General features: G+C 74.1%; 29 protein-coding genes. 19 read left to right on the top strand and 10 right to left on the bottom strand.

The genetic code is table 11. The annotated features are described in order from the left end of the window. Positions 1-29: 29 nt before the first annotated feature. Complete coding sequence (locus ACFEMC_RS18400; RefSeq protein ID WP_380170967.1) at positions 30-830, bottom strand: HAD family hydrolase; 801 nt, start codon at positions 828-830, stop codon at positions 30-32. A gap of 41 nt (positions 831-871) precedes the next feature. Here ACFEMC_RS18400 and ACFEMC_RS18395 point away from each other — a divergent pair, with 41 nt between their 5' ends. From ACFEMC_RS18395 to ACFEMC_RS18360, 8 genes are all read left to right on the top strand, one after another. Further along, positions 872-1,162: a glutaredoxin family protein gene (locus ACFEMC_RS18395; protein WP_380170966.1), complete on the top strand. Its 291-nt coding sequence runs from the start codon at positions 872-874 to the stop codon at positions 1,160-1,162. Positions 1,163-1,358: 196 nt separating this feature from the next. Next, a complete protein-coding gene (locus ACFEMC_RS18390; RefSeq protein ID WP_380170965.1) occupies positions 1,359-2,063 on the top strand; it encodes a redox-sensing transcriptional repressor Rex in 705 nt (234 codons plus the stop codon). Continuing rightward, positions 2,064-3,404, top strand: a complete 1,341-nt coding sequence (locus ACFEMC_RS18385) for a glutamyl-tRNA reductase (RefSeq protein WP_380170964.1) — start codon at positions 2,064-2,066, stop codon at positions 3,402-3,404. Beyond that, complete coding sequence (gene hemC / locus ACFEMC_RS18380) at positions 3,401-4,444, top strand: hydroxymethylbilane synthase (protein ID WP_380170963.1); 1,044 nt, start codon at positions 3,401-3,403, stop codon at positions 4,442-4,444. The genes ACFEMC_RS18385 and hemC overlap by 4 nt, the downstream gene beginning before the upstream one ends. A 5-nt stretch (positions 4,445-4,449) precedes the next feature. Further along, positions 4,450-6,243, top strand: a complete 1,794-nt coding sequence (locus ACFEMC_RS18375) for a uroporphyrinogen-III synthase (RefSeq protein WP_380176873.1) — start codon at positions 4,450-4,452, stop codon at positions 6,241-6,243. A gap of 37 nt (positions 6,244-6,280) precedes the next feature. Continuing rightward, positions 6,281-7,258, top strand: coding sequence for a porphobilinogen synthase (gene hemB, locus ACFEMC_RS18370; RefSeq protein ID WP_380170962.1), 978 nt, complete (start codon positions 6,281-6,283; stop codon positions 7,256-7,258). Positions 7,259-7,288: 30 nt separating this feature from the next. Next, positions 7,289-7,651 carry a hypothetical protein gene (locus tag ACFEMC_RS18365; RefSeq protein ID WP_380170961.1) on the top strand — a complete coding sequence of 121 codons (363 nt, stop codon included), beginning with the start codon at positions 7,289-7,291 and terminating at the stop codon, positions 7,649-7,651. Positions 7,652-8,000: 349 nt separating this feature from the next. Beyond that, positions 8,001-9,161: an aldose epimerase family protein gene (locus ACFEMC_RS18360; RefSeq protein ID WP_380170960.1), complete on the top strand. Its 1,161-nt coding sequence runs from the start codon at positions 8,001-8,003 to the stop codon at positions 9,159-9,161. Here ACFEMC_RS18360 and ACFEMC_RS18355 read toward each other — a convergent pair. Then, positions 9,158-10,207, bottom strand: coding sequence for a metallophosphoesterase family protein (locus tag ACFEMC_RS18355; RefSeq protein WP_380170959.1), 1,050 nt, complete (start codon positions 10,205-10,207; stop codon positions 9,158-9,160). The genes ACFEMC_RS18360 and ACFEMC_RS18355 overlap by 4 nt on opposite strands. A gap of 62 nt (positions 10,208-10,269) precedes the next feature. Here ACFEMC_RS18355 and ACFEMC_RS18350 point away from each other — a divergent pair, with 62 nt between their 5' ends. Together ACFEMC_RS18350 and ACFEMC_RS18345 are read left to right on the top strand one after the other, a co-directional pair. Then, positions 10,270-10,713, top strand: a complete 444-nt coding sequence (locus ACFEMC_RS18350) for a helix-turn-helix transcriptional regulator (protein ID WP_380170958.1) — start codon at positions 10,270-10,272, stop codon at positions 10,711-10,713. Beyond that, positions 10,707-11,135 carry a VOC family protein gene (locus tag ACFEMC_RS18345; protein ID WP_380170957.1) on the top strand — a complete coding sequence of 143 codons (429 nt, stop codon included), beginning with the start codon at positions 10,707-10,709 and terminating at the stop codon, positions 11,133-11,135. The genes ACFEMC_RS18350 and ACFEMC_RS18345 overlap by 7 nt, the downstream gene beginning before the upstream one ends. Before the next feature lie 6 nt (positions 11,136-11,141). Here ACFEMC_RS18345 and ACFEMC_RS18340 read toward each other — a convergent pair whose 3' ends face one another. The 4 genes from ACFEMC_RS18340 to ACFEMC_RS18325 form a co-directional block, all read right to left on the bottom strand. Further along, positions 11,142-11,318: a hypothetical protein gene (locus tag ACFEMC_RS18340; RefSeq protein ID WP_380170956.1), complete on the bottom strand. Its 177-nt coding sequence runs from the start codon at positions 11,316-11,318 to the stop codon at positions 11,142-11,144. Beyond that, entirely contained in the window at positions 11,308-11,562 is a 255-nt protein-coding gene (locus ACFEMC_RS18335; RefSeq protein ID WP_380170955.1) for a hypothetical protein, read from the bottom strand. The genes ACFEMC_RS18340 and ACFEMC_RS18335 overlap by 11 nt, the downstream gene beginning before the upstream one ends. Continuing rightward, positions 11,535-11,969 carry a hypothetical protein gene (locus tag ACFEMC_RS18330; RefSeq protein ID WP_380170954.1) on the bottom strand — a complete coding sequence of 145 codons (435 nt, stop codon included), beginning with the start codon at positions 11,967-11,969 and terminating at the stop codon, positions 11,535-11,537. The genes ACFEMC_RS18335 and ACFEMC_RS18330 overlap by 28 nt, the downstream gene beginning before the upstream one ends. Positions 11,970-12,076: 107 nt before the next feature. Then, positions 12,077-12,694, bottom strand: a complete 618-nt coding sequence (locus ACFEMC_RS18325) for a pyridoxamine 5'-phosphate oxidase family protein (protein WP_380170953.1) — start codon at positions 12,692-12,694, stop codon at positions 12,077-12,079. Positions 12,695-12,833: 139 nt separating this feature from the next. Here ACFEMC_RS18325 and ACFEMC_RS18320 point away from each other — a divergent pair, with 139 nt between their 5' ends. The 9 genes from ACFEMC_RS18320 (at position 12,834) to ACFEMC_RS18280 (ending at position 20,488) form a co-directional block, all read left to right on the top strand. Continuing rightward, complete coding sequence (locus ACFEMC_RS18320) at positions 12,834-13,415, top strand: hypothetical protein (RefSeq protein ID WP_380170952.1); 582 nt, start codon at positions 12,834-12,836, stop codon at positions 13,413-13,415. Between the two features lie 143 nt (positions 13,416-13,558). Beyond that, complete coding sequence (gene hemL, locus ACFEMC_RS18315) at positions 13,559-14,917, top strand: glutamate-1-semialdehyde 2,1-aminomutase (RefSeq protein WP_380170951.1); 1,359 nt, start codon at positions 13,559-13,561, stop codon at positions 14,915-14,917. Then, the gene (locus tag ACFEMC_RS18310) at positions 14,914-15,561 is read left to right on the top strand and encodes a histidine phosphatase family protein (protein ID WP_380170950.1); all 648 of its coding nucleotides are present in this window, start codon (positions 14,914-14,916) and stop codon (positions 15,559-15,561) included. The genes hemL and ACFEMC_RS18310 overlap by 4 nt, the downstream gene beginning before the upstream one ends. After that, positions 15,561-16,184 carry a TlpA family protein disulfide reductase gene (locus ACFEMC_RS18305; RefSeq protein WP_380170949.1) on the top strand — a complete coding sequence of 208 codons (624 nt, stop codon included), beginning with the start codon at positions 15,561-15,563 and terminating at the stop codon, positions 16,182-16,184. The genes ACFEMC_RS18310 and ACFEMC_RS18305 overlap by 1 nt, the downstream gene beginning before the upstream one ends. Continuing rightward, entirely contained in the window at positions 16,181-16,954 is a 774-nt protein-coding gene (locus ACFEMC_RS18300) for a cytochrome c biogenesis CcdA family protein (protein WP_380170948.1), read from the top strand. The genes ACFEMC_RS18305 and ACFEMC_RS18300 overlap by 4 nt, the downstream gene beginning before the upstream one ends. Positions 16,955-16,966: 12 nt before the next feature. Next, positions 16,967-18,703 (top strand): cytochrome c biogenesis protein ResB, encoded by a 1,737-nt coding sequence (locus ACFEMC_RS18295; protein WP_380170947.1) that lies wholly within the window; start codon positions 16,967-16,969, stop codon positions 18,701-18,703. Continuing rightward, entirely contained in the window at positions 18,700-19,695 is a 996-nt protein-coding gene (ccsB, locus tag ACFEMC_RS18290) for a c-type cytochrome biogenesis protein CcsB (RefSeq protein WP_380170946.1), read from the top strand. Before ACFEMC_RS18295 ends, ccsB begins: the two co-directional genes overlap by 4 nt. A 3-nt stretch (positions 19,696-19,698) precedes the next feature. Then, positions 19,699-19,980: a DUF4229 domain-containing protein gene (locus ACFEMC_RS18285; RefSeq protein ID WP_380170945.1), complete on the top strand. Its 282-nt coding sequence runs from the start codon at positions 19,699-19,701 to the stop codon at positions 19,978-19,980. Positions 19,981-20,023: 43 nt separating this feature from the next. Continuing rightward, complete coding sequence (locus tag ACFEMC_RS18280; protein ID WP_380170944.1) at positions 20,024-20,488, top strand: hypothetical protein; 465 nt, start codon at positions 20,024-20,026, stop codon at positions 20,486-20,488. 25 nt (positions 20,489-20,513) lie between these two features. Here ACFEMC_RS18280 and ACFEMC_RS18275 read toward each other — a convergent pair whose 3' ends face one another. The 4 genes from ACFEMC_RS18275 to menE form a co-directional block, all read right to left on the bottom strand. Then, entirely contained in the window at positions 20,514-20,804 is a 291-nt protein-coding gene (locus tag ACFEMC_RS18275) for a hypothetical protein (protein WP_380170943.1), read from the bottom strand. A 61-nt stretch (positions 20,805-20,865) separates the two neighbouring features. Continuing rightward, entirely contained in the window at positions 20,866-21,786 is a 921-nt protein-coding gene (locus ACFEMC_RS18270) for a 1,4-dihydroxy-2-naphthoate polyprenyltransferase (protein ID WP_380170942.1), read from the bottom strand. 51 nt (positions 21,787-21,837) lie between these two features. Next, positions 21,838-22,074 (bottom strand): PLDc N-terminal domain-containing protein, encoded by a 237-nt coding sequence (locus ACFEMC_RS18265; RefSeq protein WP_380170941.1) that lies wholly within the window; start codon positions 22,072-22,074, stop codon positions 21,838-21,840. A gap of 64 nt (positions 22,075-22,138) precedes the next feature. Then, entirely contained in the window at positions 22,139-23,326 is a 1,188-nt protein-coding gene (menE, locus tag ACFEMC_RS18260; protein ID WP_380170940.1) for an o-succinylbenzoate--CoA ligase, read from the bottom strand. Between the last annotated feature and the right edge of the window lie 165 nt (positions 23,327-23,491).

The raw sequence follows: 23,491 nt of genomic DNA, 5'->3' as shown, positions 1-23,491 counted from the left end.
GTGTGGTGTGCATCACAGCTCCTGTCTCCTCACCTGCGGCGGACCAGGCCGGCCACCACCACGGCACCCGCGGCCACGCCACCGGCGCGGACCGTCCAGCGGGCGACGTGCTGCCACGAGCGGAACTCGTGGACGGGCCACCCGTGGGTGACCGCGTGCCGGCGCAGGGCGCGGTCGGGGTTGACCGCGCTGGGGGAGCCGACCAGCCCGAGCAGCGGCAGGTCGTTGGCGGAGTCGGAGTAGGCCGCGCAACGGGCCAGGTCCAGCCCGGACCGCTCGGCGAGGTCCCGCACGGCGTCCGCCTTGGCCTGCCCGTGCAGGGGTTCGCCGATGAGGCGGCCGGTGTACGTGCCGTCGACGGACTCCGCGACGGTGCCGAGCGCGCCGGTCAGCCCCAGGCGGCGGGCGACGACGTCGGCGAGCTCGACGGGGGCGGCGGTGACGAGCCAGACGGGGGCGCCGGCGTCGAGGTGGCGACGGGCGAGCGCACGCGTCCGGGCCTGGACCTTTGCCTCGACGTGCTCGTCGTAGACCTCCTCGCCGATCTGCCGGATCTCCGTCGTGGTGTGCCCGGCGACGAACGCCAGCGCGAGCTCGCGGATCTCCCCGAGGTGGCCGAGGTTCTCCCCGCGCAGGGCGAAGTGCAGGGCGCGACGGCCGAAGCGCTGCAGCTCGCGGCGGGAGAAGAAGCCCCGGGCGGCCAGGCCGCGGGCGAAGTAGAAGAGGGAGGCGCCGCGGACCATCGTGTTGTCGAGGTCGAAGAACGCCGCGTCGCACGCCCGGCTAGGTCCGGCCACGGAGGCGGGGCGGAAGGCGTCGTCGCGGTGCACTGCGGCATCGTAGGACGAGCCACCGACAGGAAGGGTGACGAATGGACCACGCAGAGCGAACGAACGCGGGGGCCGCGCGGGTCGTGCTCGTCTCGCGGGTCGGCTGCCACCTGTGCGACGACGGCCGTGAGGTGGTCCGGGCCGTGGCGGAGGGGGCCGGTGTGGCGTGGGAGGAGGTCGACGTCGACGCCGACCCGGAGCTGCGGCGGCGGTTCACGGACAAGGTGCCGGTCGTCCTCGTCGACGGTGCCGAGCGGGACTTCGGGCGCCTCGACGCCGACCGGCTGCGGCAGGCGCTCGCTGGGCGCCGCTGGTGGCGGAGGGGTCGCTGACGGCTCGGTGAGGCAGAGGTAGGTGAGGCTCACCTATCCGTGAAAGCCCAGGTCAGGGGCGACGTGGTCCTCGTCACGCGAGGCCTCCACGACTTTGTGCGTGGCTTCACAAGAGCCTAGGCTGCTGGCGCACGACCAGGGGTCCCGGGTTCTCCCGGACCCGAGCGACGCGTACGAGGATGCTGGTCTGACCGCTGTGGACGAGGACGACGTGGGGACGGTCGACGTCCCCGAAGCGACCGTGGCGCGGCTGCCCCAGTACCTGCGCGCGCTGTCCGTCCTGGCCGAGGGCGGGCTGCAGACCGTCTCCTCCGAGGCGCTCGCCGAGGCCGTCGGCGTCGGGTCGGCCAAGCTGCGCAAGGACCTCTCCCACCTCGGCAGCTACGGCACGCGCGGGGTCGGCTACGACGTCGCCGAGCTGCACCGGCAGATCGCCGACCACCTCGGGCAGACGACCCCTTGGAACGTCGTCATCGTGGGCATCGGCAACCTCGGCCACGCGCTCGCCGGCTACGGCGGCTTCGCCAGCCGCGGGTTCCGCGTCGTCGGCCTCTTCGACGACGGGGCCCACGTGGTGGGCGAGGTCGTGGGCGGCGTCCGCGTCCGTCCGCTGGCCGAGCTGCCCGACGTCGTGCGCCCCGGCGAGACCATCGGCGTCCTCGCCGTCCCCGGCGAGCACGCCCAGGCCGTCTGCGACAGGCTCGTGGCCGCCGGGGTGCGGAGCGTCCTGAACTTCGCCCCGACCGTGCTGCGCGTGCCCGCGGGCGTGGACGTGCGCAAGGTCGACCTGGCCTCGGAGCTGCAGATCCTCGCCTTCCACGCCCAGCGGCGCGCCTCCCGCGTGCCGACCCTGGCGCGCGTGGCTGAACCAGTGACCGAACGTGTCGGAGAGGTGGTCTGAGTGGCCCTCATGGTCGTGGGCCTGTCCCACCGGACGGCGTCCCTCGGCGTGCTCGAGCGCGCCAGCTTCGACGCCGTCGCCGCGGGGGAGGTCGTGGCCTCGCTGTCGGCGTCGCCGCACGTCGACGAGGTCTTCGTGCTGTCGACGTGCAACCGCGTCGAGCTCTACTGCGACGTCACCCGCTTCCACGGCGGTGTCGCCGACGTCGGCGACGCGCTGTGCCGGCGGATCGGCCTCGGGGTCGACGAGCTCGGCGAGCAGCTCTACGTCCACTACGAGGACGCCGGGGTCGAGCACCTCTTCCGCGTCGCCTGCGGGCTGGACTCGATGGCCGTGGGGGAGAGCCAGATCCTCGGCCAGCTGCGGCTCGCGCTGCGCGACCTGCACGACCGCGGGCTGGCCGGCGGGACGCTGGACCGGCTGCTGCAGAACGCGTTGCGCGTGGGCAAGCGCGCCCACTCCGAGACCCGGCTGGACGCGGCGGGCGCCTCCCTGGTGGACGCCGCGATGACCCGCGCCGCCGCCGTCGTCGGCGGTGAGCTCGCGGGCCGGCGCGCCCTGGTCGTCGGTGCCGGCGCCATGAGCGCCCTCGTCGCGACGACGTTCGCCCGCGCCGGCCTCGACGTCGTCGTCGCCAACCGCACGCCGGACCGCGCCCAGCGCCTGGCCGCGGCCATCGGCGGCCGGGCCGTCGGCCTGGAGGACCTGCGTTCCGAGGTGGCCGCCGCCGACCTCGTCGCCAGCTGCACGGGTGCCGTCGGGCACGTCCTGGACGTGGCGACCGTCGCGTCCGCCCTGCTGGACCGCCCGGAACGGCCGCTCTTCGTCGCCGACCTGGCCCTGCCGCGCGACGTGGCCCCCGACGTGGCGACGCTGCGCGGGGTGCACCTGGCCGACCTCGAGGCCCTCGGCACCGACCTCGCCAGCACCGCCGTCGCCGACGACCTGCGCTCGGTGCGCGCCATCGTCGCCGAGGAGGTCGCGGCCCACGCGGCCTCGCTGCGGGCGGCCGACGTGGCCCCGACGGTCGTCGCGCTGCGCGCCCAGGCCCGCCACGTCGTGGACGTCGAGATGCGCCGGCTCACCAGCCGCGTCGACCTCGACGACGCCGCCCGCAACGAGGTGGACCGCACGGTGCACCGCATCGTCGAGAAGCTCCTGCACACCCCGACCGTGCGGGTGAAGGAGCTCGCCGAGTCGCCCGGCGGCGTCGGGTACGCCGCCGCCCTGCGGGCGCTGTTCGACCTCGAGGTCGGGCCCGACCGCGCCCGCGGCGGGGCCCTGCCCGGCGACGCCCCGCTGTCCGGCACCGTCGCCGACGCCGTGGGACGCGTGTCGTGACGCGTGCGCTCCGGCTCGGCACCCGCCGCAGCGCGCTGGCGACCACCCAGAGCTCCTGGGTCGCGGACCTGTTGCGCAGCAACGGGTCCGAGGTCGAGCTCGTCGAGGTGACGACGCACGGCGACGTCAACCGCGCGCCGCTGGCCCAGATCGGCGGCACGGGGGTCTTCGTCTCCGCGCTGCGCGACGCCCTGCTCGCGGGCGAGGTCGACCTCGCCGTGCACTCCCTCAAGGACCTGCCCACGGCCCCGGCCGACGGGCTCGCCCTGGCCGCCGTCCCCGAGCGGGAGGACGCGCGCGACGCGCTCGTCGCCGCGGGCGGGCGCACGCTGGCCGAGCTGCCCAGCGGTTCCCGCGTCGGCACCGGTTCGCCCCGCCGGCACGCGCTGCTCCTGGCACTGCGGCCCGACCTCGACGTCGTCGCCATCCGCGGCAACATCGACACCCGCGTGGGCTTCGTGACCTCCGGCGAGCTCGACGCCGTCGTCCTGGCCGCTGCCGGGCTGGCCCGGATCGGCCGCTCGGACGAGGTCAGCGAGTTCTTCGACCCCGGCACCTTCGTCCCGGCCCCCGGCCAGGGCGCGCTGGCGGTGGAGTGCCGCGCCGACGACGACGAGGTCCTCGCAGCGCTGGCCCGCCTGGACGCGCCCGCCGTCCGCCGGGCCGTCGCCGCCGAGCGCCAGGTGCTGGCGTCGCTGGAGGCCGGCTGCTCCGCGCCCGTCGGGGCGCACGCCAGCGCGGGCGTCCTCCACGTCGCGGTCCAGGACGCCGACGGCGCCCTCGTGCGCCGCGCCCTGCCGTTCGCGACTGTCGCCGACGAGGCCTCCGCGCGTACGTTGGGTGCCGACGTCGCCCGCGACCTGCTGGCCCACGAGCTCTCGGGGGCCTCGGTGACCGGTCGTCGTCCCGAGAGCCCCCCCGCGTCAAGACCCGGTGCACCCGCTGGAAACCACGGCGACGGACCGCAGGTCTCGTCGGAGAACCACCCCCAGGACCGTCCGGACGACGGTCCACGTCCCGATCCGGAGAGTGGCTCGTGAGCACGATGACGAACAGCCCCCTCGTCGCCGACCCGGAGCAGGTGCCGGTCGTCGAGGTGGCGGTGGCCCCCGAGGTGAGCGTCCTGACCGAGGTGGTCGACGCGGGGAAGAACCGCGACGAGGTGCCCGCGCAGCCCCGCTCGAAGAGGACGTCGGCGAAGGGGTCGGTCCGCAAGGACAAGGCCGGCGACAGGGACCGCGCCACGAAGGCCGACAAGGAGCTCGGGCACGTCTCCTTCGTCGGCGCGGGCCCGGGCGACCCGGGTCTGCTCACCGTGCGCGCCGTCGACCTGCTGCGCACCGCCGACGTCGTCGTGCTCGACCAGTCCAGCCGCGAGGACCTCGTGGCCCGCTTCGGCCGCACCGGCGTCGAGGTGCTCGACGCCGGCTTCGGCGAGGACGGTCAGCCCCTGACCCGCGCGGCGCGCGCCAAGCTCGTCGTGCGGGCCGCCAAGGCCGGTGGCCGCGTCGTGCGCCTCATGGACGGCGACCCCTCGACGTTCACCGGCCTCGTCGACGAGGTCGCGGCCTGCCGCAAGTCCGGGGTCGGCTTCGACGTCGTCCCCGGCGTCTCGGCCGTCAACGCCGTGCCCGCCTACGCCGGCGTCCCCATGACCACGCCGTCGACGTCGAGCGTCAACGTCGTGCACCCTGCGGGCCGGACGCTGGACTGGTCCCGCCACGCCGACGCCGACGCCACCGTCGTGGTCCTCGGCACCGGTGACGACATCGCCGCCGCCGCCCGCGGGCTGCTCGCGGCCGGCCGGTCCCCGGCCACGCCGGTCGCGCTGACCTCGCACGGCACGACGACGACGCAGACGACGACCACCGCCACCCTCGGCACGCTCGAGGCGGCCGCGACCGTCATCGACGGCTCGCCCACGACCGCCGTCGTCGGCGACGTCGTCGCGCTGCGCGAGCAGAACAGCTGGTACGAGACCAAGCCGCTGTTCGGCTGGCGCGTCCTCGTCCCGCGCACCAAGGAGCAGGCCGGCGGCATCACGACGCGCCTGTCGGACCACGGCGCCACCGCCGAGGTCGTGCCGACCATCTCCGTCGAGCCGCCGCGCACGCCGCAGCAGATGGAGAAGGCCGTCAAGGGCCTCGTGACCGGTCGCTACGAGTGGATCGGGTTCACCTCGGTCAACGCCGTCCGCGCCGTGCGGGAGAAGTTCACCGAGTACGGCCTCGACGCCCGCGCGTTCTCCGGCCTCAAGGTCGCCGCCGTCGGCGGGGTCACCGCGGACGCCCTGCGCGAGTGGGGGATCGAGCCGGACCTGCTGCCCGAGGCCGAGCAGTCGGCCGCCGGGCTGCTGGAGGCGTGGCCGCCCTACGACGACGTCCTGGACCCCATCAACCGGGTCTTCCTGCCGCGCGCGGACATCGCCACCGACACCCTCGTGGCGGGCCTGCAGGAGAACGGCTGGGAGGTCGACGACGTCACGGCCTACCGGACCGTGCGCGCCGCCCCGCCCGCCGCGCCCGTGCGCGACGCCATCAAGACGGGAGCGTTCGACGCGGTCGTCTTCACGTCCAGCTCGACCGTGCGCAACCTCGTCGGGATCGCGGGCAAGCCGCACCCCTCGACGGTCGTCGCGTGCATCGGCCCGGCCACGGCCAAGACCGCCGAGGAGCACGGCCTGCGGGTCGACGTCCTCGCCGCCGAACCGAGCGCCGACGCGCTCGTCGAAGCGCTCGCGGGCTACGGCCAGGGTCTGCGGGCCAGCGCCGTGGAGGCGGGCGAACCCGTCCTGCGGCCCAGCCAGAAGAAGTCGTCCGCGCGCCGCCGGGCGCGCTGAAGCAACTGCGCGCCCGCGCGCTGGAGAGGTGCCCCCCGTGGTGCAGCTGCCCGTCCGTCCCCGCCGTCTGCGCTCCACCCCGGCGATGCGCCGGCTGGTGACGGACGTGCACCTGCACCCGGGGGACCTGGTCCTCCCCGTCTTCGTGCGGGAGGGGATCACACAGGACCAGCCCGTCCGCACGCTGCCGGGGGTCGTGCAGCACACCCGTGAGTCGCTGGTGGCGACGGCCGAGGAGGCCGCGGCGGCCGGGCTCGGCGGGATCATGCTGTTCGGTGTCCCGGAGCGCCTCGACGCGACCGGTTCGGGCGCCGACGACCCGGACGGCATACTGAACGTCGCGCTGAGGGACGTGCGGGACGCCGTGGGCGACGACCTCGTCGTCATGGCCGACCTGTGCCTGGACGAGTTCACCGACCACGGCCACTGCGGGGTCCTCGACGACCGCGGCCGCGTCGACAACGACGCCACCCTCGAGCGGTACGCGTCGATGGCGCTGGCCCAGGCGGCCGCGGGCGCCCACGTCCTCGGGCCCAGCGGGATGATGGACGGCCAGATCGGCGTGCTGCGCAGCGTCCTGGACTCCGGCGGCTACGACGACGTCGCCCTCTTCGCGTACGCGGTGAAGTACGCGAGCGGTTTCTACGGTCCGTTCCGCGAGGCCGTGAACTCCCAGCTCAAGGGCGACCGTCGCACCTACCAGCAGGACCCGGCCGCGAACGTCTCCGAGGCGCTGCGCGAGGTGCGGCTCGACCTCGACGAGGGCGCCGACATGGTCATGGTCAAGCCCGGTCTTCCCTACCTCGACGTGCTGCGCGCCGTGGCCGACGTCGCCGACGTGCCCGTCGCGAGCTACCAGGTGTCGGGGGAGTACGCGATGGTCGAGTTCGCCGCGCAGGCGGGCGCGATCGACCGGGAGCGGGTGGCGCTGGAGTCGCTGCTCGCTCTGCGGCGGGGCGGGGCGCAGATCGTGCTGAGCTACTGGGCGCTGGAGGCCGCGCGCGAGTGGCTGTGACGGGCTGATCCTTGCACGAGCCGCGAGTCCGTGAAGGTTCGAGGGGTCAACCTCGCCTCGATGCGTCGAGCAGCAAGGTTCCGCTTCGAGGGGGCGCCCGACGGTCCAGCGGCCGTAGCGGGAACGCAGTCCTGGATCGCCACCTTCGCGGAGGCCGCTGCGGTCGCCGTCGAGCAGGCCAGCGCGCTCGTCGCGGCGGTCAGGGAGTTGCGCGTCGACGGGGACGGACGGCCGGCCCGTCACCGCACGGGGGGCGGTCGGCGCGAGGTGCCTCGCGCGGACTCGGCCACGGCGCGGCTCCTCGCTCTGCTGCCGGAAGCGCCGGTCGTGACGGCGCGAACGGTCGAGCGGGTTCTGCGCGTGTCCTACCCGGCCGCCCACGAGGCCGTGTAGGAATTCGCGGCCGCCGGAATCGCGCGTGCCCGGCAGTTGGAGCGAGGAACCGCGGGGTACCTGGCCACGGAGGTGCTGGACCTCACCGAGCGCCAGCTGGCCAGCACGGCGTTCGACACCCGGACGAGCCCGCCCAACCGCCCGTGCCCGCGCGCCGCCAGGTCTGACGAGGAGGTGCCAGACGCTGAGGCCGGTACCCGGGGTGCGACGCCGTGGCGACGGGCACCGATCTGGGCGCGCTGAGAGCGCTCCCACCAGATCGTTGACGCGGGCCACCGGTCGCACCTACCGTCTCAGGCGCCCCACAGTGCGCAGGGGCCACACCGGAGCTCGAGGAGGAGCAGTCCGCATGACCTTCACCCCGTCCCGACGAGCCGTCGTCCTGGCCGCCACCGGCGCCGCGGCGCTCGTCGGCGCCACCGCCACGCCGGCGTTCGCCGCCGAACCCGACCTGTCCACCCAGTACTGGGGCACGCTGCCCGACGGCCGCGACGTCGAACGCTGGACCCTCACCAACGGCGAGGTGACCGCCCGCGTCATCACGTACGGCGGCATCCTGCAGAGCCTGGAGTTCCCCGACCAGCGCGGCCGCGTCCGCAACGTCGTGCTCGGGTTCTCCGACCTCGAGGGCTACCTCGCGGGCAACAACCCCGGCCCGTACTTCGGCGCGCTCATCGGCCGGTACGGCAACCGCATCGCGGGCGGGAAGTTCACGCTCGACGGCGTGGAGCACCAGTTGCCGCTCAACGACGGCACGAACACCCTGCACGGCGGCACCGACTCGTTCGACAAGCGCCTGTGGGAGGCGACCCCCGTCACCGAGCAGGGGAAGGTCGGGGTCCGGCTGGCCCTCGACAGCCCCGACGGTGACCAGGGCTTCCCGGGCAACCTGCACGTCGAGGTCACCTACACCCTCGACCGGTTCGGGCAGCTGACCCTGGACTACTGCGCCACGACGGACGCGGCGACGGTCGTGAACCTCACGAACCACACCTACTGGAACCTCGCCGGGGAGGGGACCGGCAGCGTCCTGGACCACGAGCTGACGATCCACGCCGACCGCTACACACCTGTCGACAGCACGCTCATCCCGACCGGGGAACTCGCCCCCGTCGCCGGCACCCCGCTGGACTTCCGGCAGCCGACCCGCATCGCGGCGCGGATCCGGCAGCCGTTCCAGCAGTTGCTGTTCGCCAAGGGGTACGACCACAACTGGGTCCTGGACCGGGGGAGCGAGGCCGGGCTCGAGGAGGTCGCCGTCCTGCACGACCCGCGCAGCGGCCGCACGCTGCGCATCTCGACCACCGAACCCGGACTGCAGTTCTACTCGGGCAACTTCCTCGACGGGACCCTCGTCGGGTCCGGTGGCGGTACCTACCGCCAGGGCGACGGACTGGCCCTGGAGACCCAGCACTTCCCGGACTCCCCGAACGAACCCGACTTCCCCTCGACCGTCCTGCGGCCGGGCCAGGAGTACCGGACCACGACGGTCTTCGCGTTGTCGCGCTAGGACAGTCCGGCAGGGACGTCGGGCAGCCGCCGGGGTTCCGGCGACAGGTCGATGCCCAGGTCGGCGGCGCGGACCACCCGGGTGCCCACGAAGACACCCGGGTGGTCCTGCGACAGCTCGAACACCCGCGCCCCGCGCAGCCGGTGGACGTCGTCACCCGGCAACCCGTACGCGCCGAACCCCGACCCGGGGCCGTAGCCGAGCTGGATGCCGAAGTAGTCCCCGGAGTAGTCGTTGACGTGGTCGTGGCCGCAGAACATGCCCTTGACGTCGCCGCGTTCCAGCGCCGCGTGGAACAGGCCGGGGTTGAAGGGGGCCGTGGCCTCCTCCTCGTTCCGCTCACCGACGATGCCGTGCTTCGCGACGGCGGCCGCGTGCGCCTCCTCCGAGGCCTCGGTGGGGGAGCCGAACCACAGGTGGCGGAACTCCCACAGCGGGATGTGGAAGAACATCAGCCCGGGAACCGGTTCGGGTGCGGACCCCTGGAGCTCGATCGACGTCCGCCGGTACCAGGCGACCTGGTCGGCGTGGATCGTCTCGTAGGGTTCCACCGCGACGAACTGCCCGCCGAGCGTGGCCGGCCCGTACCGGCCCGAGTCCAGGAGCCACAGCGCGAACGCCGTCGCGTCCCCGCGCGCGGAGCGCAGGCGCACGACCTGGTTGGAGCCCCCGCTCACCCCCGGCGCCGTGCCGCCGACGTGGTGCGGGTACGTCCGCAGGAACTCGGCGGTGCGCTCGGCCGTCATGCCCGTCACGGGGGCCGAGTCGGCGTCGTGGTTCCCGAACGTGACGGCCCACGGGACGCCGCGCTCCTCCATCGGCGCGACGACGTGGTGGTAGGCCCGGCGCACCTGCTCGGCCGTCGTCATGTCGCCGTTCACGACGTCGCCGTTGAGGACGACGAACCCGGGACGCTCGGTGTCCAGCACGCGTTCGACGAGCTGGACCGTCCGCTCGTCCGGGGTGTGGGAGTCCTGGGTGTCGTTGAACTGCACGACGCGGAACGTGCCGTCGGGGGAGAACGCGAGATCCGGGTGGGCCGTCACGCCTCGACGCTAGCGCTGCTGCCGTCGTGGACGAGTCGTACGGGCTGCGCCACACTCGACGGGTGCCCCCGTCCCGCGACGACCTGGTCCGCCTGCGGCGCGTCCGCGACCGGATCGACCGCGACCACGCGCAGCCGCTCGACGTCGCCGTGCTGGCCCGCCAGGCGCTCATGTCGCCGGGGCACTTCTCCCGCAGCTTCAAGGCGGCCTGGGGCGTGACGCCGTACGACTACCTCATGACCCGGCGGATCGAGCGGGCCAAGGCGCTGCTGCGCCGGGGCGACGTCTCGGTGACCGAGGCGTGCTTCGCCGTCGGCTGCTCGTCGCTGGGGTCGTTCAGCGCGCGCTTCACGAGGCTGGTGGGGGAGAGCCCCAGCGCCTACCGCGCCCGCGACCACTCCGCCGCCGCCGCCATCCCCAGTTGCGTCCTCGCGCGGGCGTCCCGACCGGTCAGGATCGGAGAAGCGCCGGAGGGCACCGCCGACCTAGCGTCGTCCCCATGCTGAAGGTCACCAACGTCCTCCTCACCGTCCACGACCACGACGAGGCCCTGGGCTTCTACCGCGACCAGCTCGGGTTCGCGGTCACCCAGGACGTCTCCTACGAGGGCATGCGCTGGGTCACGGTGACCCCGCCCGACCAGCCCGACGTCCACGTCGTCCTCGAGACGCCGCAGTCCTGGCCGGACGCCCCGCAGTCCGACCGCGACGCCGCCCTGGACCTGCTGGCCAAGGGGCTCATGTCCCGGTTGGTCTTCACCACCGACGACGTCGACGCGCTGCACGACAAGCTGTCCGCGGCCGGTGCCGAGATCACCTCCGAGCCCGTCGACCAGCACTACGGCGTGCGCGACTTCGGGGTGCGCGACCCCTCGGGCAACCAGCTCCGCTTCAACCAGCCCCTGGCCTCGGCGCCGTCCTGGGGCTGACGGGCCTCAGCGGAAGGGGTCCGGGCCGGGGCCGCGGTCGTCGCGGGCGGAGCGGATGCCGTCCCGGACCCCCGCCCGCACGGCGCGGTACACGACGTAGGCCGTGACGGCCAGCCCCAGAGCCCAGAGGAGCAGCGGGACGCCGAGCGCGACGAGGCCGCCGAGGCCGGGTTCACGGAACATGCTGGAACGGTAGCGACGTCGACCGCTGCGCGTCGCGGAGGCGGTGCCGACGGGCCAGCACGGCGCGTCCCCCGTGCCCCACGACGAGCGCGGCGAACAGGCACCAGAGGCGGGCCCAGCCGGTGCCCCGGTGCACGGCCTCGGCGACGAGCACCAGGACGAGGGCGAAGCCCAGCTCGAGGGCCACCTCCCGCAGTCCGCGGCCGATCCGGCCGGTCACGACCGCGCCGCCGGTTGCAGGCACCAGGGAGCCGCCACCCAGGCCAGTCCGGCCGCGACCCCGCCGGCCAACAGGGCCTGCCCGAGCGCCGGCACCTCAACGGTCAGGAAGGCGAGCGCCGTCAGCGCGGTCAGGACCCCGGCCACGACGGCGAGCGCGGTCCGGGCCGCGCGGTCGCGGCCGTCGGCGGCCAGACGCGCCGCCAGGCACCCGCCGGTGGTCCCGACCACCGTCCCGAGGACGGCGCCGACGAGGGCTCCGCCGGTTCCGCCGAAGAAGAGCTCGGCGCTGAGGTGGAGGTCGGCGTCGCCCAGGAGGGCGAGGGACCCGGTGAGCGCGCCCCCGGCCGCTCCGAACCCGGCCCCGGCCAGGGTGGCGCGACCCGCGCTGCGGCAGTGACCCTCCTCGAAGCACCCGGCGGTGTCGTCCACGGTCCTCCTCCTTCTCCCTGGCCCGGTGGTCCGTCGAGCGTGGCAGTGCGGGCGGCGCGGCGGGTCCGTTCGCGACCTCCGGGACCCGGTCCCGTGCGCCGCGGGTGTCAGCTGCGGTAGAGCCCTTCGGCGTAGCTCGGCCCGTAGTACCGCTCCAGCTCCTCCAACGGCGTCTCGGGGCGCTCCAAGGTCTTCGCCAGCTGCGCCCGGGGCGGGGCGGCCTCGGGCGTCCAGGTCGCCGGGTCCCACAGCTGCGAGCGCAGGAACGCCTTGGAGCAGTGGGAGAAGACCTGCTCGACCTCGACGACCACCGCGAGCAGGGGGCGGTGCCCCTTGACCACCATGCGGTCGAAGAAGGGGGCGTCCGTCACGAGCCGGGCACGGCCGTTGATGCGCAGGCTGTCGCCGCGGCCGGGCAGCAGGCTGATCAGCCCCACGTGGGGGTTGCCCAGCACGTTCCGCAGTCCGTCGACGCGGCGGTTCCCCGGCCGCTCGGGCAGCGCGACCGTCCGGTCGTCGAGGACCTGGACGAAACCGGGCGGGTCGCCGCGGGGGGACACGTCGCACGTCCCGTCCGGGGCGGAGGTCGCGAGCAGGCAGAACGGGGAGGCCGCCAGCCACGCCCGGTCCAGCTCGTGCAGGTGGTCGCGCTCCTTGGCCAGTGCCTGCGGCACCGGGTCGCCCACGAGCCGCCGCAACTCGTCCTCGTCCGTGATCTCTCGCACACGCCGAGTGTCCTCCCCCGGGTGTGGACAGGGGGCGCCCGTGTCGTCCCGGGACCCCCAGGCTCGAGGCGGCGGCGTGTCGTCCACAGCGGCCCGACGCGCGGTGCCGGGGGAGTCCTCGTCGGCGCAGGGTCGTCGCATGAGCCTCGACACCACGCCCGCGCCCTCCACGACCGACCGTCCCCGGTCCCGGGAGACCCTCGAGCAGTGCTGGCGCCGCCTCGCCGACGGCCGTCCCAGCTGGACCGGTGACCTCCTCGACGTCGTGGAGCCCTACGTGCTCGGACGGCCCGGCCACCCGGGCGACGTCGCCCGCTTCCGGGACCTGCCCTGGACCGCGGCCGCCGCGCTGCTGCACCGCGTTCCGGCCGGTCACCTGCGGGACAAGCAGAACGCCGCCCCGAGCCTGGGGTCGGTGCTCGTCGCGGCGGTCGGGCACCCCCAGGAGGTCGAGGTCCACGGCTACCTGGTCCCACCCTGCCGTCCGGACGAGCGGATCGCCGCCGAGGGGATCGTCGTCTACGACCACCCCGAGCTCGACGAGTTCCGCCTCCTCGACGAGGACGGTCCGTGCTCGGAGACGGGGTGCGAGTGCCGGGCGTTCTGGTCGTCGGTGCAGGCCTGGTTCGGCCTGGAGGACGCCGACGGCGGGCCGCAGGTCATCGCGCCCCGCACCTGCCGGCGGACGGGGCGGACGGGCTGGTACCTGTGGTGGACCTGAGGGGTCGCTCAGCGCGGGGACGGGATGCGCCGACCGGGTGAGGGGGCCGCGCGACGTGAAGTCCGTCACGCTCGACCTCCGACACGCCGTCGTAGACGCCCCTGGGGCACTCGCACCCACGGAAGCTTGCGACACTGGGGCCCGTGACCGCGTCGACGCCTGCCCCGACGACCTCCTCCGGCTCCGATCCCGCCGCTGGCTCGGCCGTCCTGTTCGAGCGCGCTGCCGCGGTCATCCCCGGTGGGGTGAACTCGCCCGTCCGGGCCTTCCGGGCCGTGGGCGGCACGCCGCGCTTCGTCGCCTCCGCGCAGGGGCCGTGGCTGACGGACGTGGACGGCCGCCGGTACGTCGACCTGCTGTGCTCCTGGGGGCCGATGATCCTGGGCCACGCGCACCCCGACGTCCTCGCCGCCGTGCAGGCCGCCGTGCTCGACGGCTTCTCCTACGGGACGCCCACCGAGCGCGAGGTGCTGCTGGCCGAGGAGATCGTCTCCCGGGTCGAGCCGGTCGAGCAGGTCCGCCTCGTGAGCTCCGGCACCGAGGCGACGATGAGCGCCATCCGGCTCGCCCGCGGCTTCACCGGCCGTCCCGTCGTCGTGAAGTTCGCCGGGCACTACCACGGGCACGTCGACGCCCTGCTGGCCAGCGCCGGTTCGGGTCTGGCGACGTTCGCGCTGCCGGACACCCCCGGCGTCACGGGAGCGGCCGCCGCCGACACCCTCGTCATCCCCTACAACGACCCCGAGGCGCTCGAAGGCGTCTTCCGCGAGCACGGCGACCGCATCGCCTGCGTCATCACCGAGGCCGCCGCGGGGAACATGGGCGTCGTCCGCCCGCAGCCCGGGTTCACCGCGCTGCTGCGGCGCCTGACGCGCGAGCACGGTGCCCTGCTGGTCTCCGACGAGGTGATGACGGGGTTCCGCGTGAGCGCCGCGGGCTGGTACGGCTACGAGGGCCTCGGGCTCGAGCACGCCCCCGACCTGCTGACCTTCGGCAAGGTCATGGGCGGCGGCTTCCCGGCTGCGGCGTTCGGCGGCCGGGCCGACGTCATGGCCCACCTCGCGCCGGCCGGTCCCGTCTACCAGGCGGGCACGCTGTCGGGGAACCCGATCGCGACCGCCGCCGGCCTCGCCACGCTGCGCGGCACGACCCCGGAGGTCTACGCCGCGGTCGACGCGAACGCGGCCACCGTGCGCGACGCCGCGAGCGCCGCCCTGTCGGAGGCGGGTGTCCCGCACGTCGTGAACACCGCGGGCTCCATGTTCAGCGTCTTCTTCACCGAGCTCGACGCGGTGCGGAACTACGACGAGGCCCGTCAGCAGGACCTCGGCGCCTTCCGCGCGTTCTTCCACACCATGCTCGACGCGGGCGTGCACCTGCCGCCGAGCGCCTTCGAGGCGTGGTTCCTGTCCGCCAGCCACGACGAGGACGCGATCGGCCGGATCCTGGACGCGTTGCCGGGGGCCGCGCGCGCCGCGGCGCAGGGGAGGGGTTCGCTGTGAGCACCGCGACACGCACGACCGTCCACCTCGTCCGGCACGGCGAGGTGTTCAACCCCGAGCGCGTGCTCTACGGCCGGCTGCCCGGTTTCCGGTTGTCCGACCGCGGGCAGCGGATGGCGACCCGCCTCGGGGAATTCTTCGCCGACCACGACATCGCCTCGGTGACGGCGTCCCCGTTGCAGCGTGCGCAGGAGACCGCGACGCCGGTCGCGCGCACCCACGACCTCGACCTCGGCACGGACGCCCGGCTCATCGAGGCGGGCAACAGCTTCGAGGGTCACCGCGTCACCGACGGCGCCGGTTCGATCCGCGACCCGCGCGTGTGGCCGCGGCTGTGGAACCCGTTCCAGCCCAGCTGGGGCGAACCGTACGAGCAGCAGGTCGCACGCATGTCCGCCGTGGTCCGCGACGTGCGGGACGCGTTCCCGGGACGGGAGTCGGTGCTGGTCAGCCACCAGTTGCCCGTCTGGGTGACCCGGCTGCGCGCCGAGGGTCGCCCGCTCGTGCACGACCCGCGCCGGCGGCAGTGCGCGCTCGCCTCGGTGACCTCGCTGGAGTTCTCCGGTCGCACGCTGGTCTCCGTCGCGTACACCGAACCCGCGGCCGACCTGCTGATCGGCGCCGATCCGGTTCCGGGGGCCTGATGGCGCTGTCGCGCAGGGCGTTCGGGGTCGCGGCCCTGTCGGCGGTCTCGACCCTCGTCGTGGCCGGCTGCGGCGGGGGCGACGGGTTGCCGCAGTCGCAGGGGCAGAACTACATCGAGGGCGACGGGACCGTCGTCCGCTTCGCCTCGGCCGAGCGGAAGGACCCGGTCGAGTTCACGGGGACGGCCGTCGACGGCTCGACCGTGGACCTGTCGCAGTACCGCGGCAAGGTCGTCGTGCTGAACACGTGGTTCGCGGGCTGCTCACCGTGCCGCAAGGAGGCCCCCGACATGGAGGCCGTCTGGCAGGAGTACCAGGGCCGGAACGTGCAGTTCCTGGGCATCAACACCTACGACACGGCCGCCATCGCCGAGTCGTTCCAGAAGAGCTTCGGCATCACCTACCCCTCCGTCCTCGACGGCGGTTCCGGTGCCGCCATGCTGGCCCTGCGCACCTACTCCCCGCAGGCCACACCGACGACACTCGTCCTGGACACGGAGGGGCGGGTGGCCTCGCGAGCGTCCGGCATCGTGCGGCAGCTGACGCTGTCCGGGATGCTCGACGACGCTGGCGCCGCCCCGGCCGCCAGTCCCTCTGCCACCGCGACGAGTGCCCCCGCATGACGTCCGCGCTGGCGACGGCCACGACCCTGCCGCAGTACGTCCAGAGCGGACCGCTGCTGCTGGCCGTGCCGCTGGCGGCGCTCGCGGGGCTCGTGTCGTTCCTGTCGCCGTGCGTCCTGCCGCTGGTCCCGGGGTTCCTCGCCTACGTGACGGGGTTGTCCGGGGGAGGGCTGGAGCAGCAGCGGCGCGGGCGGATGTTCCTGGGCGCCTCGCTGTTCGTGCTGGGGTTCTCCGTCGTGTTCGTCCTCATCGGCTTCACCGCCGGCAGCGTCGGCGGCTGGCTGTACGGACTGCGGTACGCCCAAGCCTTCCAGCGCGTCGTGGGCGTCGCGGTCATCGCCGGCGGGTTGTTGCTGCTGCTGTCCCCGCTGTGGGCCCAGCGGGAGTTCAAGGTGCGCTGGCGTCCGCGTGCCGGCCTCGTCGGTGCACCGCTCCTGGGGGCCCTCTTCGGCCTGGGGTGGACACCCTGCATCGGGCCGATCTTCGCGGCCATCTCGGCCATGGCGCTGACCACCGGTCGCGGTGACCGCGCTGCCGGGCTGAGCCTGGTCTACTGCCTGGGTCTGGGGATCCCGTTCATCCTCGTCGCCCTCGCCTACGGCCGCGGCATGAAGGTGCTCGGTGTCCTGCGCCGGCACCGCGTGGCCATCGACCGCTTCGGGGCGGTCCTGCTGATCGTGATCGGGGCCCTGCTGGCGACCAACCAGTTCCAGCCCCTCGTGAGCTGGCTGCAGGTCCACCTCGTCTCCAACTTCCAACCGGTGATCTGACGTGATGCTCTGATGGCCCGCACCGACGAGACGCACCTCGACGACCTCCGCGACGCCTACCGCGACGAGGCCGGTCGTGAGGCTGGCCGCAAGCCCCAGCGCGAGCTCGCCTCGGAGATGAAGCCGCTGGAGTTCCTGCGGTACTGCTGGCGGCAGCTGACGAGCATGCGCACGGCGTTGTTCCTGCTCATGCTGCTCGCCGTCGCCGCGGTCCCCGGTTCGACGTTCCCGCAGCAGAACAACGACCCGTCGGGCGTCGCGACGTGGATGGACGACCACCCCACCGCGGGCCCGTGGGTGGAGCGGCTGCAGGGGTTCCACGTCTACTCGTCGGTCTGGTTCTCGGCGATCTACCTGCTGCTGTTCATCTCCCTCATCGGCTGCGTGCTCCCGCGCGTCTCGGTGCACTGGCGGTCGCTGCGCTCCAAGCCCCCACGCACCCCGGCGCGGCTGGACCGCCTGCCCGAGCACCGCGAGGCGACGCTCTCGACGCCACCGGCGGAGGTGCTCGAGGTCGCCCGCACGGTGCTCGCCAAGCGCCACTTCCGCGTCGAGCGGCGCGACGGATCGGTCGCGGCGGAGAAGGGCCACCACCGCGAGAGCGGCAACCTGCTCTTCCACCTCTCGCTCGTGGGCCTGCTGGTCGCCATCGCGTCCAGCTCGCTGTTCTCCTACTCGGGTCAGCGGATCGTCACGACCGGCGGCACGATGGTCGGCACCCAGCTCGACAGCTTCTCCGGCGGCACCTGGTCGACCATCGACGACGTCCCGCCGTTCACGCTCAAGCTGGACTCGATGGACGTGGCCTTCGAGGCGCAGCAGACGTCGCAGATCGGTGAGCCCCGCCGGTTCGCGGCGTCGGTCGAGCTGACGGACGAGCCGGGGGACACGCCGCGTCGGGAGACGATCAAGGTCAACCACCCGGGGAAGGTCGGGCACACCCAGATCTCGCTGTCCGGGAACGGCTACGCGCCCGTCGTCGTCGTGCGCGACGGCCAGGGCAACGTCGTGCAGGACGGGGCGACCCCGTTCCTGCCGCAGACCTCGAACTACGACTCCACCGGCGTGGTGAAGGTGCCCGACGCGGTCGACGCGGACGGCAAGCCCGTGCAGCTGGGGATCCAGGGTGTGTTCCTGCCGACGGCGACCGTCAACGCGGCCGGCGAGCCGGTCTCGGCGTTCCCCGACACCGCCAGCCCACTGCTCGTGGCGCGCGTGTGGACCGGTGACCTCGGCCTCGGCGACGGGGTGGCCCAGAACGTCTACACGCTCGACACCTCGCGCATGACGCAGGTCCAGGGCACTGACGGCCAGCCCTTCCCCCTGACCTTGAAGCCCGGCGACACCGTCCAGCTGCCGAACGGGCTCGGGTCGGTGGAGTTCGCCGGCATCGAGCGCTTCGCCAGCTTCGACGTCCGCTACACCCCCGGGCAGACGGCCGCGCTCGTCTTCGCGCTGCTCGCCACGACGGGGCTGATCCTGTCCCTGTTCCTGCCCCGTCGCCGCGTGTGGGTCAAGGCGTCCGCCGCTGGGGGAGGAGCCGGGACCGTCGTGCAGGTCGGCGGGCTGGCCCGCGGCAACGACGCGGGCCTGGCCGAGGAGGTCGAGGGCGTCCTGCGCCGCCTGCGCGAGTCCCTGGGCGAGCCGGAGCCCGACCCGGAGCCGTCCGGGCAAGCCGGTGGTTCGCCACCACCCCCCGCGGTGGGGGACCATGAGCATTCAGTGCACGTGCCCGAGGAGAGACCGTGACCGTCGACGAGAACATCGCGAACGTCAGCAACGTCCTGCTCTACGGCGGGATGACCGCGTACCTGTTCTCCTTCATCGCCTACGCGAGCGACCTGGCCGAGGGCGCCAAGGAGATCAAGTCCCGCGAGGCCCGCCGTGCCGCGGTCGCCCAGCAGTCCGCCGCCGGCGGCACGACGGCGACCCTGGAACGTCCCGCCACGCCGCGCCGCCGTCGCGCTGCCGCCGTCGGCACATCGCTGTTCGTCGTCGCGACGCTGCTGCACCTGGGCGCCGTCGTGACGCGCGGGCTGTCGGTGCACCGGGTGCCGTGGGGCAACATGTTCGAGTTCGCGCTCACGGGCTCGTGCGTCGTGGCCGTCGGGTACCTCGTCGCGGTCCTGCGGGCCCACAAGGCCGGTCTCGGCGGGGGGCGCGACGCGCGCTACCTCGGCACGTTCGTGGCCGCTCCGGTGCTCGCGACGCTCGGCATCGCCCTGCGCAGCTTCTACGTCGAGGCCGCCCAGCTCGTCCCGGCCCTGGACAGCTACTGGCTGATCATCCACGTCTTCGTCGCGATCCTGGCGACGGCGCTGTCGACCCTCGGCTTCTCCGCGACGGTGCTGCAGCTCGTGCAGCAGAAGCGCGACGCGAGCCGCGCGGCCGGCGGGCGCCCCGGCGGGGTCTTCATGGACGCCCTGCCTGGTTCGGTCGAGCTGGAGCGCACCGCGTTCCGCCTCAACGCGGTCGCCTTCGTCATGTGGACGTTCACCCTCATCGCCGGTGCGGTGTGGGCGCAGGTGGCCTGGAACCGCTACTGGAACTGGGACTCCAAGGAGGTGTGGACGTTCGTCATCTGGGTCGTCTACGCCGCCTACCTGCACGCCCGCGCGACCCGCGGCTGGGACGGCAAGCGCGCGGCCTGGCTGTCGGTGCTGGGCTTCGCCTGCATGCTCTTCAACTACCTCGTCGTGAACATCTTCTTCCCCGGCCTGCACTCCTACGCGGGGGTCTGACGCATGGGTGTGACGCTCCGCTACACCGTCCTGCGGCTCGGCATCTTCGTGCTGTGCCTCGTCGTCGCCCGTGAGGCCGGCGCCGTCGGCTGGCTGGCGATCCTCATCGCCGCCGTCGTCTCCGTGCTGCTCTCGCTCGTCCTGCTGCGCCGGCAGCGCGAGCAGATGGCCAGCGCCCTGCAGCAGCGCATCGACGGGCGCATCGACGCCCGCCAGAACGGCACCGCCAAGAAGTCGCGCTTCGCCCGTGGCGTCGACGAGGACAACGCCGCCGAGGACCGCTGACGGTTCCGGCCGTCGTGTCGGACCTCCAGGACAGGGTGCGCGCATGCGCGCCCACGCCCTCGTCGGTTCCTCGTCCGTCGCCTCGGTCAACCTGACGAGAGTTCAGGAGTCGGCTCTGGAGACGGTCTTCCGCCTCGACGTGCAGCACCTTCTCCCCGGCGGCCTGGACGTCGCGTCCGACCTCTTCGACGAGGCCGAGGCCTTCGGTGAGCCGGTGGGCGGTGGTAGGCGCCTCCACCTCGTCCTGCGGTTCGCCGACGGGACCAGCGTCGACACCGCGTCGTCACGGCAGGCCTGGGCGCAGGGCACCACGGACGGCGGCGAGGACTGGCGGCCCCGGTACCCGCTGCTCGTCGGTGGTGAGGGAAGCGCCTACGAGACGGACGCCCGCCCCACGCGGTCGGCCGAACGGGTCTTCCGGCTCGCGCCGCGGCCTTCGGCTCCGCTGGTGGAGGTCGAGCTGCGGTGGCGCGCCCTGGGGGTCGAGCGCACCCTCACCGCCTGGTGACCACGGGGGTCGCCTGCGGGGCGCCTCAGCGCAGCGGCACGCTCGGCAGCAGGTCGGGACGCTCGCGGTCGAGCTCGCGCAGGTCCACGACCGCGGGGACCTCGCCGCCGGACGTCTCGACGGTGTCGAGCAGCACCTCCAGCACGCGCCGGACGAGGAAGGGCTCCTCGGCGTCGGTCGCGTGGATGCGTTCCAGCAGTTCGCCGTCGCTGGTCACCACGTGCTCGGTGCGCTGCCCGGCCGCCGTCTCCAGGACCGCGCGGTAGCGGTGCTCGCCGTCCGCCCACACGTCGATGTCGCCACGCGTCTCAGCCACGGATCTCACCCATGGGCGCACTGTCCCGCGCCCCGGGTCGCCCCGCCAGTCACAGCGCTGGTCAGAGGGCCAACCCCAGCGCCAGCAGCGCCCCGGCGAGCAGCTCGAGCTGCCCGGTGTCCTTGAGGACGGGGATGAGGTCGCGGCCCGTGGCGCCGCCCAGGACCGTGCGCAGCGGCCGTTGCGCGAGGACCCCGGCGAGCAGGACGAGGGCCGCGAACGGGTGCCACGGGACCGTCGTCAGGGCCGCGACGAACGCGCCCACGACGAGGACCGCGTAGAGCGTCCGGGTGCGCTGCTCGCCGAGGCGCACCGCGAGGGTTCGCTTGCCGGCCAGGGCGTCGGTGGGGACGTCGCGCAGGTTGTTGGCGACGAGGATCGCGCAGGCCAGGAACCCGACGCAGAAGGCGCCCGCGACGGCGCTGCCCCCGATCCGCCCGGCCTGGACGTAGGTGGTGCCCATGACGGCGACGAGGCCGAAGAAGACGAAGACGAACACCTCGCCGAGACCGGCGTAGCCGTAGGGGCGCTTGCCGCCGGTGTAGTACCAGGCGGCGGCGACGCTGGCGGCGCCCACGAGCAGCAGCCACCACGACCCCGAGAGGGCCACGACGACGAGGCCGGCGAGCCCGGCGACGGCGAAGCACGCGAAGGCGGCGTCGCGGACGTGCCGCGGCTCCGCGGCACCCGACCCCACGAGGCGGAACGGCCCGACGCGGTCGTCGTCGGTGCCGCGGATGCCGTCGGAGTAGTCGTTGGAGTAGTTGACGCCGATCTGCAGGGCGAGCGAGACGATGAGCGCGAGGACCGCGGGCACCCAGGCGACCCCGTCGAGCGCAGCGGCGGCCCCCGTCCCGACGAGGACGGGCGTGATCGCGGCGGGCAGCGTGCGCGGCCGGGCGGCGGCGATCCACTGCCGGGGGGTGGCGCGCCGGTGGGTCACCGGGCTGGAGGGCAGGGGGAGCGGCGCGGGGTCGGACACGAGCGTCCATCGTGCCAACCCGCCCGGACCGCCCCGCTCACGGGGTGGCCCTCACAGGCCACGGAGGAACTCCTCGTCGTCGTCGGGACCGCGCGGCGCCGGGCGCGTCCCGTACGAGCGGGGCGGCTGGTCGGTGGGGCGGCCGGCGATGACGTAGGCGATGCCGCCGACGAGGGGGAAGAAGAGGACGAGCAGCAGCCACGCCCACCGGGGCAGGTTCCGCAGGGCGCCCTCGGGTGCCTGGACGATGCTCACCAGGCACCACACGGTGAACGCCAGGATCAGCACGGTCGGCACCACGCGGGTCATGCCCAAGTTTCGCACCCGCTGACCGCATCCCCCACCGGGGACGTCAGGCGTCCTGCGCCGCCAGAGCCCGCAGCCGCGTCCGGTCGGGCTTGCCCGGTCCCCGCAGCGGCAGCTCCGCCAGCAGCAGGAGCTGGCGGGGCGCGGCCCAGCGGTCCAGGGCGCCGGCGACCCGCTCGCGGACGTCGGCCAGCGTCGGGGGCGTCCCCGACGGCACGACGCACGCCACCACGCGCTGGCCCCACTCGGTGTCCGGGACCCCGACGACGACGACCTCCGCGACGCCCGGCGTCCCGCTCAGCGCTTCCTCGACGAGCCCGGGTGCCAGCTTCAGACCCCCGGTGGTGATGAGGTCGTCGACCCGGCCGAGGATCCGGACCGTCCCGTCGCGGACCTCGGCGGTGTCGTCGGTGCTGAACCTGCGGGTGCCCGCGACCACCGGGAAGGCCGGGTGCCCGGGCAGGCCGCGGTAGCCGCGCGCCACCACGGGGCCGGACAGCACGAGCCGCCCGTGCTCGACCTCCGCGCGGACGCCGTCGAGGGGCCGGCCGTCGTAGACGCACCCCCCGCAGGTCTCGCTGGACCCGTAGGTCGTGACGACCCGCACCCCCGCCGCCCGCGCCCGGGCCAGCAGCGGCGCCGGGGTCGCGGCCGAGCCGACGAGGACGGCCGCGTAACGGCGCAGGGCGGCGACGGGCTCGGAGTCGACCGCGGGAGAGGCGTCCAGCAGCCGCACGAGCTGCGTCGGCACGAGGGAGGTCAGCAGCTGCGCCCCGGTGGCCGCGGCGGTCGCCGCGACGAAGGCCTCGGGAGTGAACGGGCCGGCCGGCAGCACGACGGGACCGGTCCCGGCGCGCACCGACCGCAGCAGCACCTGCAGCCCGGCGACGTGGTGGGCGGGCAGCGCCAGGACCCACTGCTGGGCCCCCGGGCCGGGGGACAGGCGCGCGGCGGTGGCGGCCGCGGAGGCGCGCAGGGCGCTCGCGGGCAGCAACGCCCCCTTGGGGGTCCCCGTCGAGCCCGACGTCGCGACGACGACGGCGGTGGGGTCGGCGGGGTCGTCCTCCCCGTCGTCCAGCGGCTGCCCCGGGCGCAGCGCCGGGTCGGGGGCCGCGCCGGCGGCGTGGGGGAGCAGCGCGTGGTCGAGCTCGCCGGCCAGGGCCTGCGCGAGGGTCGGCAGCAGGTCCAGGACGGCCTCGCCGGCGGGGACGGCGAGGGGGAGGAGCGGTCGCACGGGCGCAGGCTACGTCCGCGGCGCCTGACGGCTCCCACTGCGTTGCGTGGTGACCCGTCAGCGCTTGAGACGTTGCAGGTCAGGGTCGTTCTCGGGTTGCTCCGATCAGGTGCAAGGAGTTCGCTGATCCTTGATCGAGCGTGACCGCACGGTGTCGGAGTGTCA

This window comes from Kineococcus sp. DHX-1 (assembly GCF_042473625.1).
GTDB lineage: Bacteria > Actinomycetota > Actinomycetes > Actinomycetales > Kineococcaceae > Kineococcus.
Note: the sequence above shows the minus strand (reverse complement) of the source record. Positions and strands in the feature narration are given on the sequence as shown.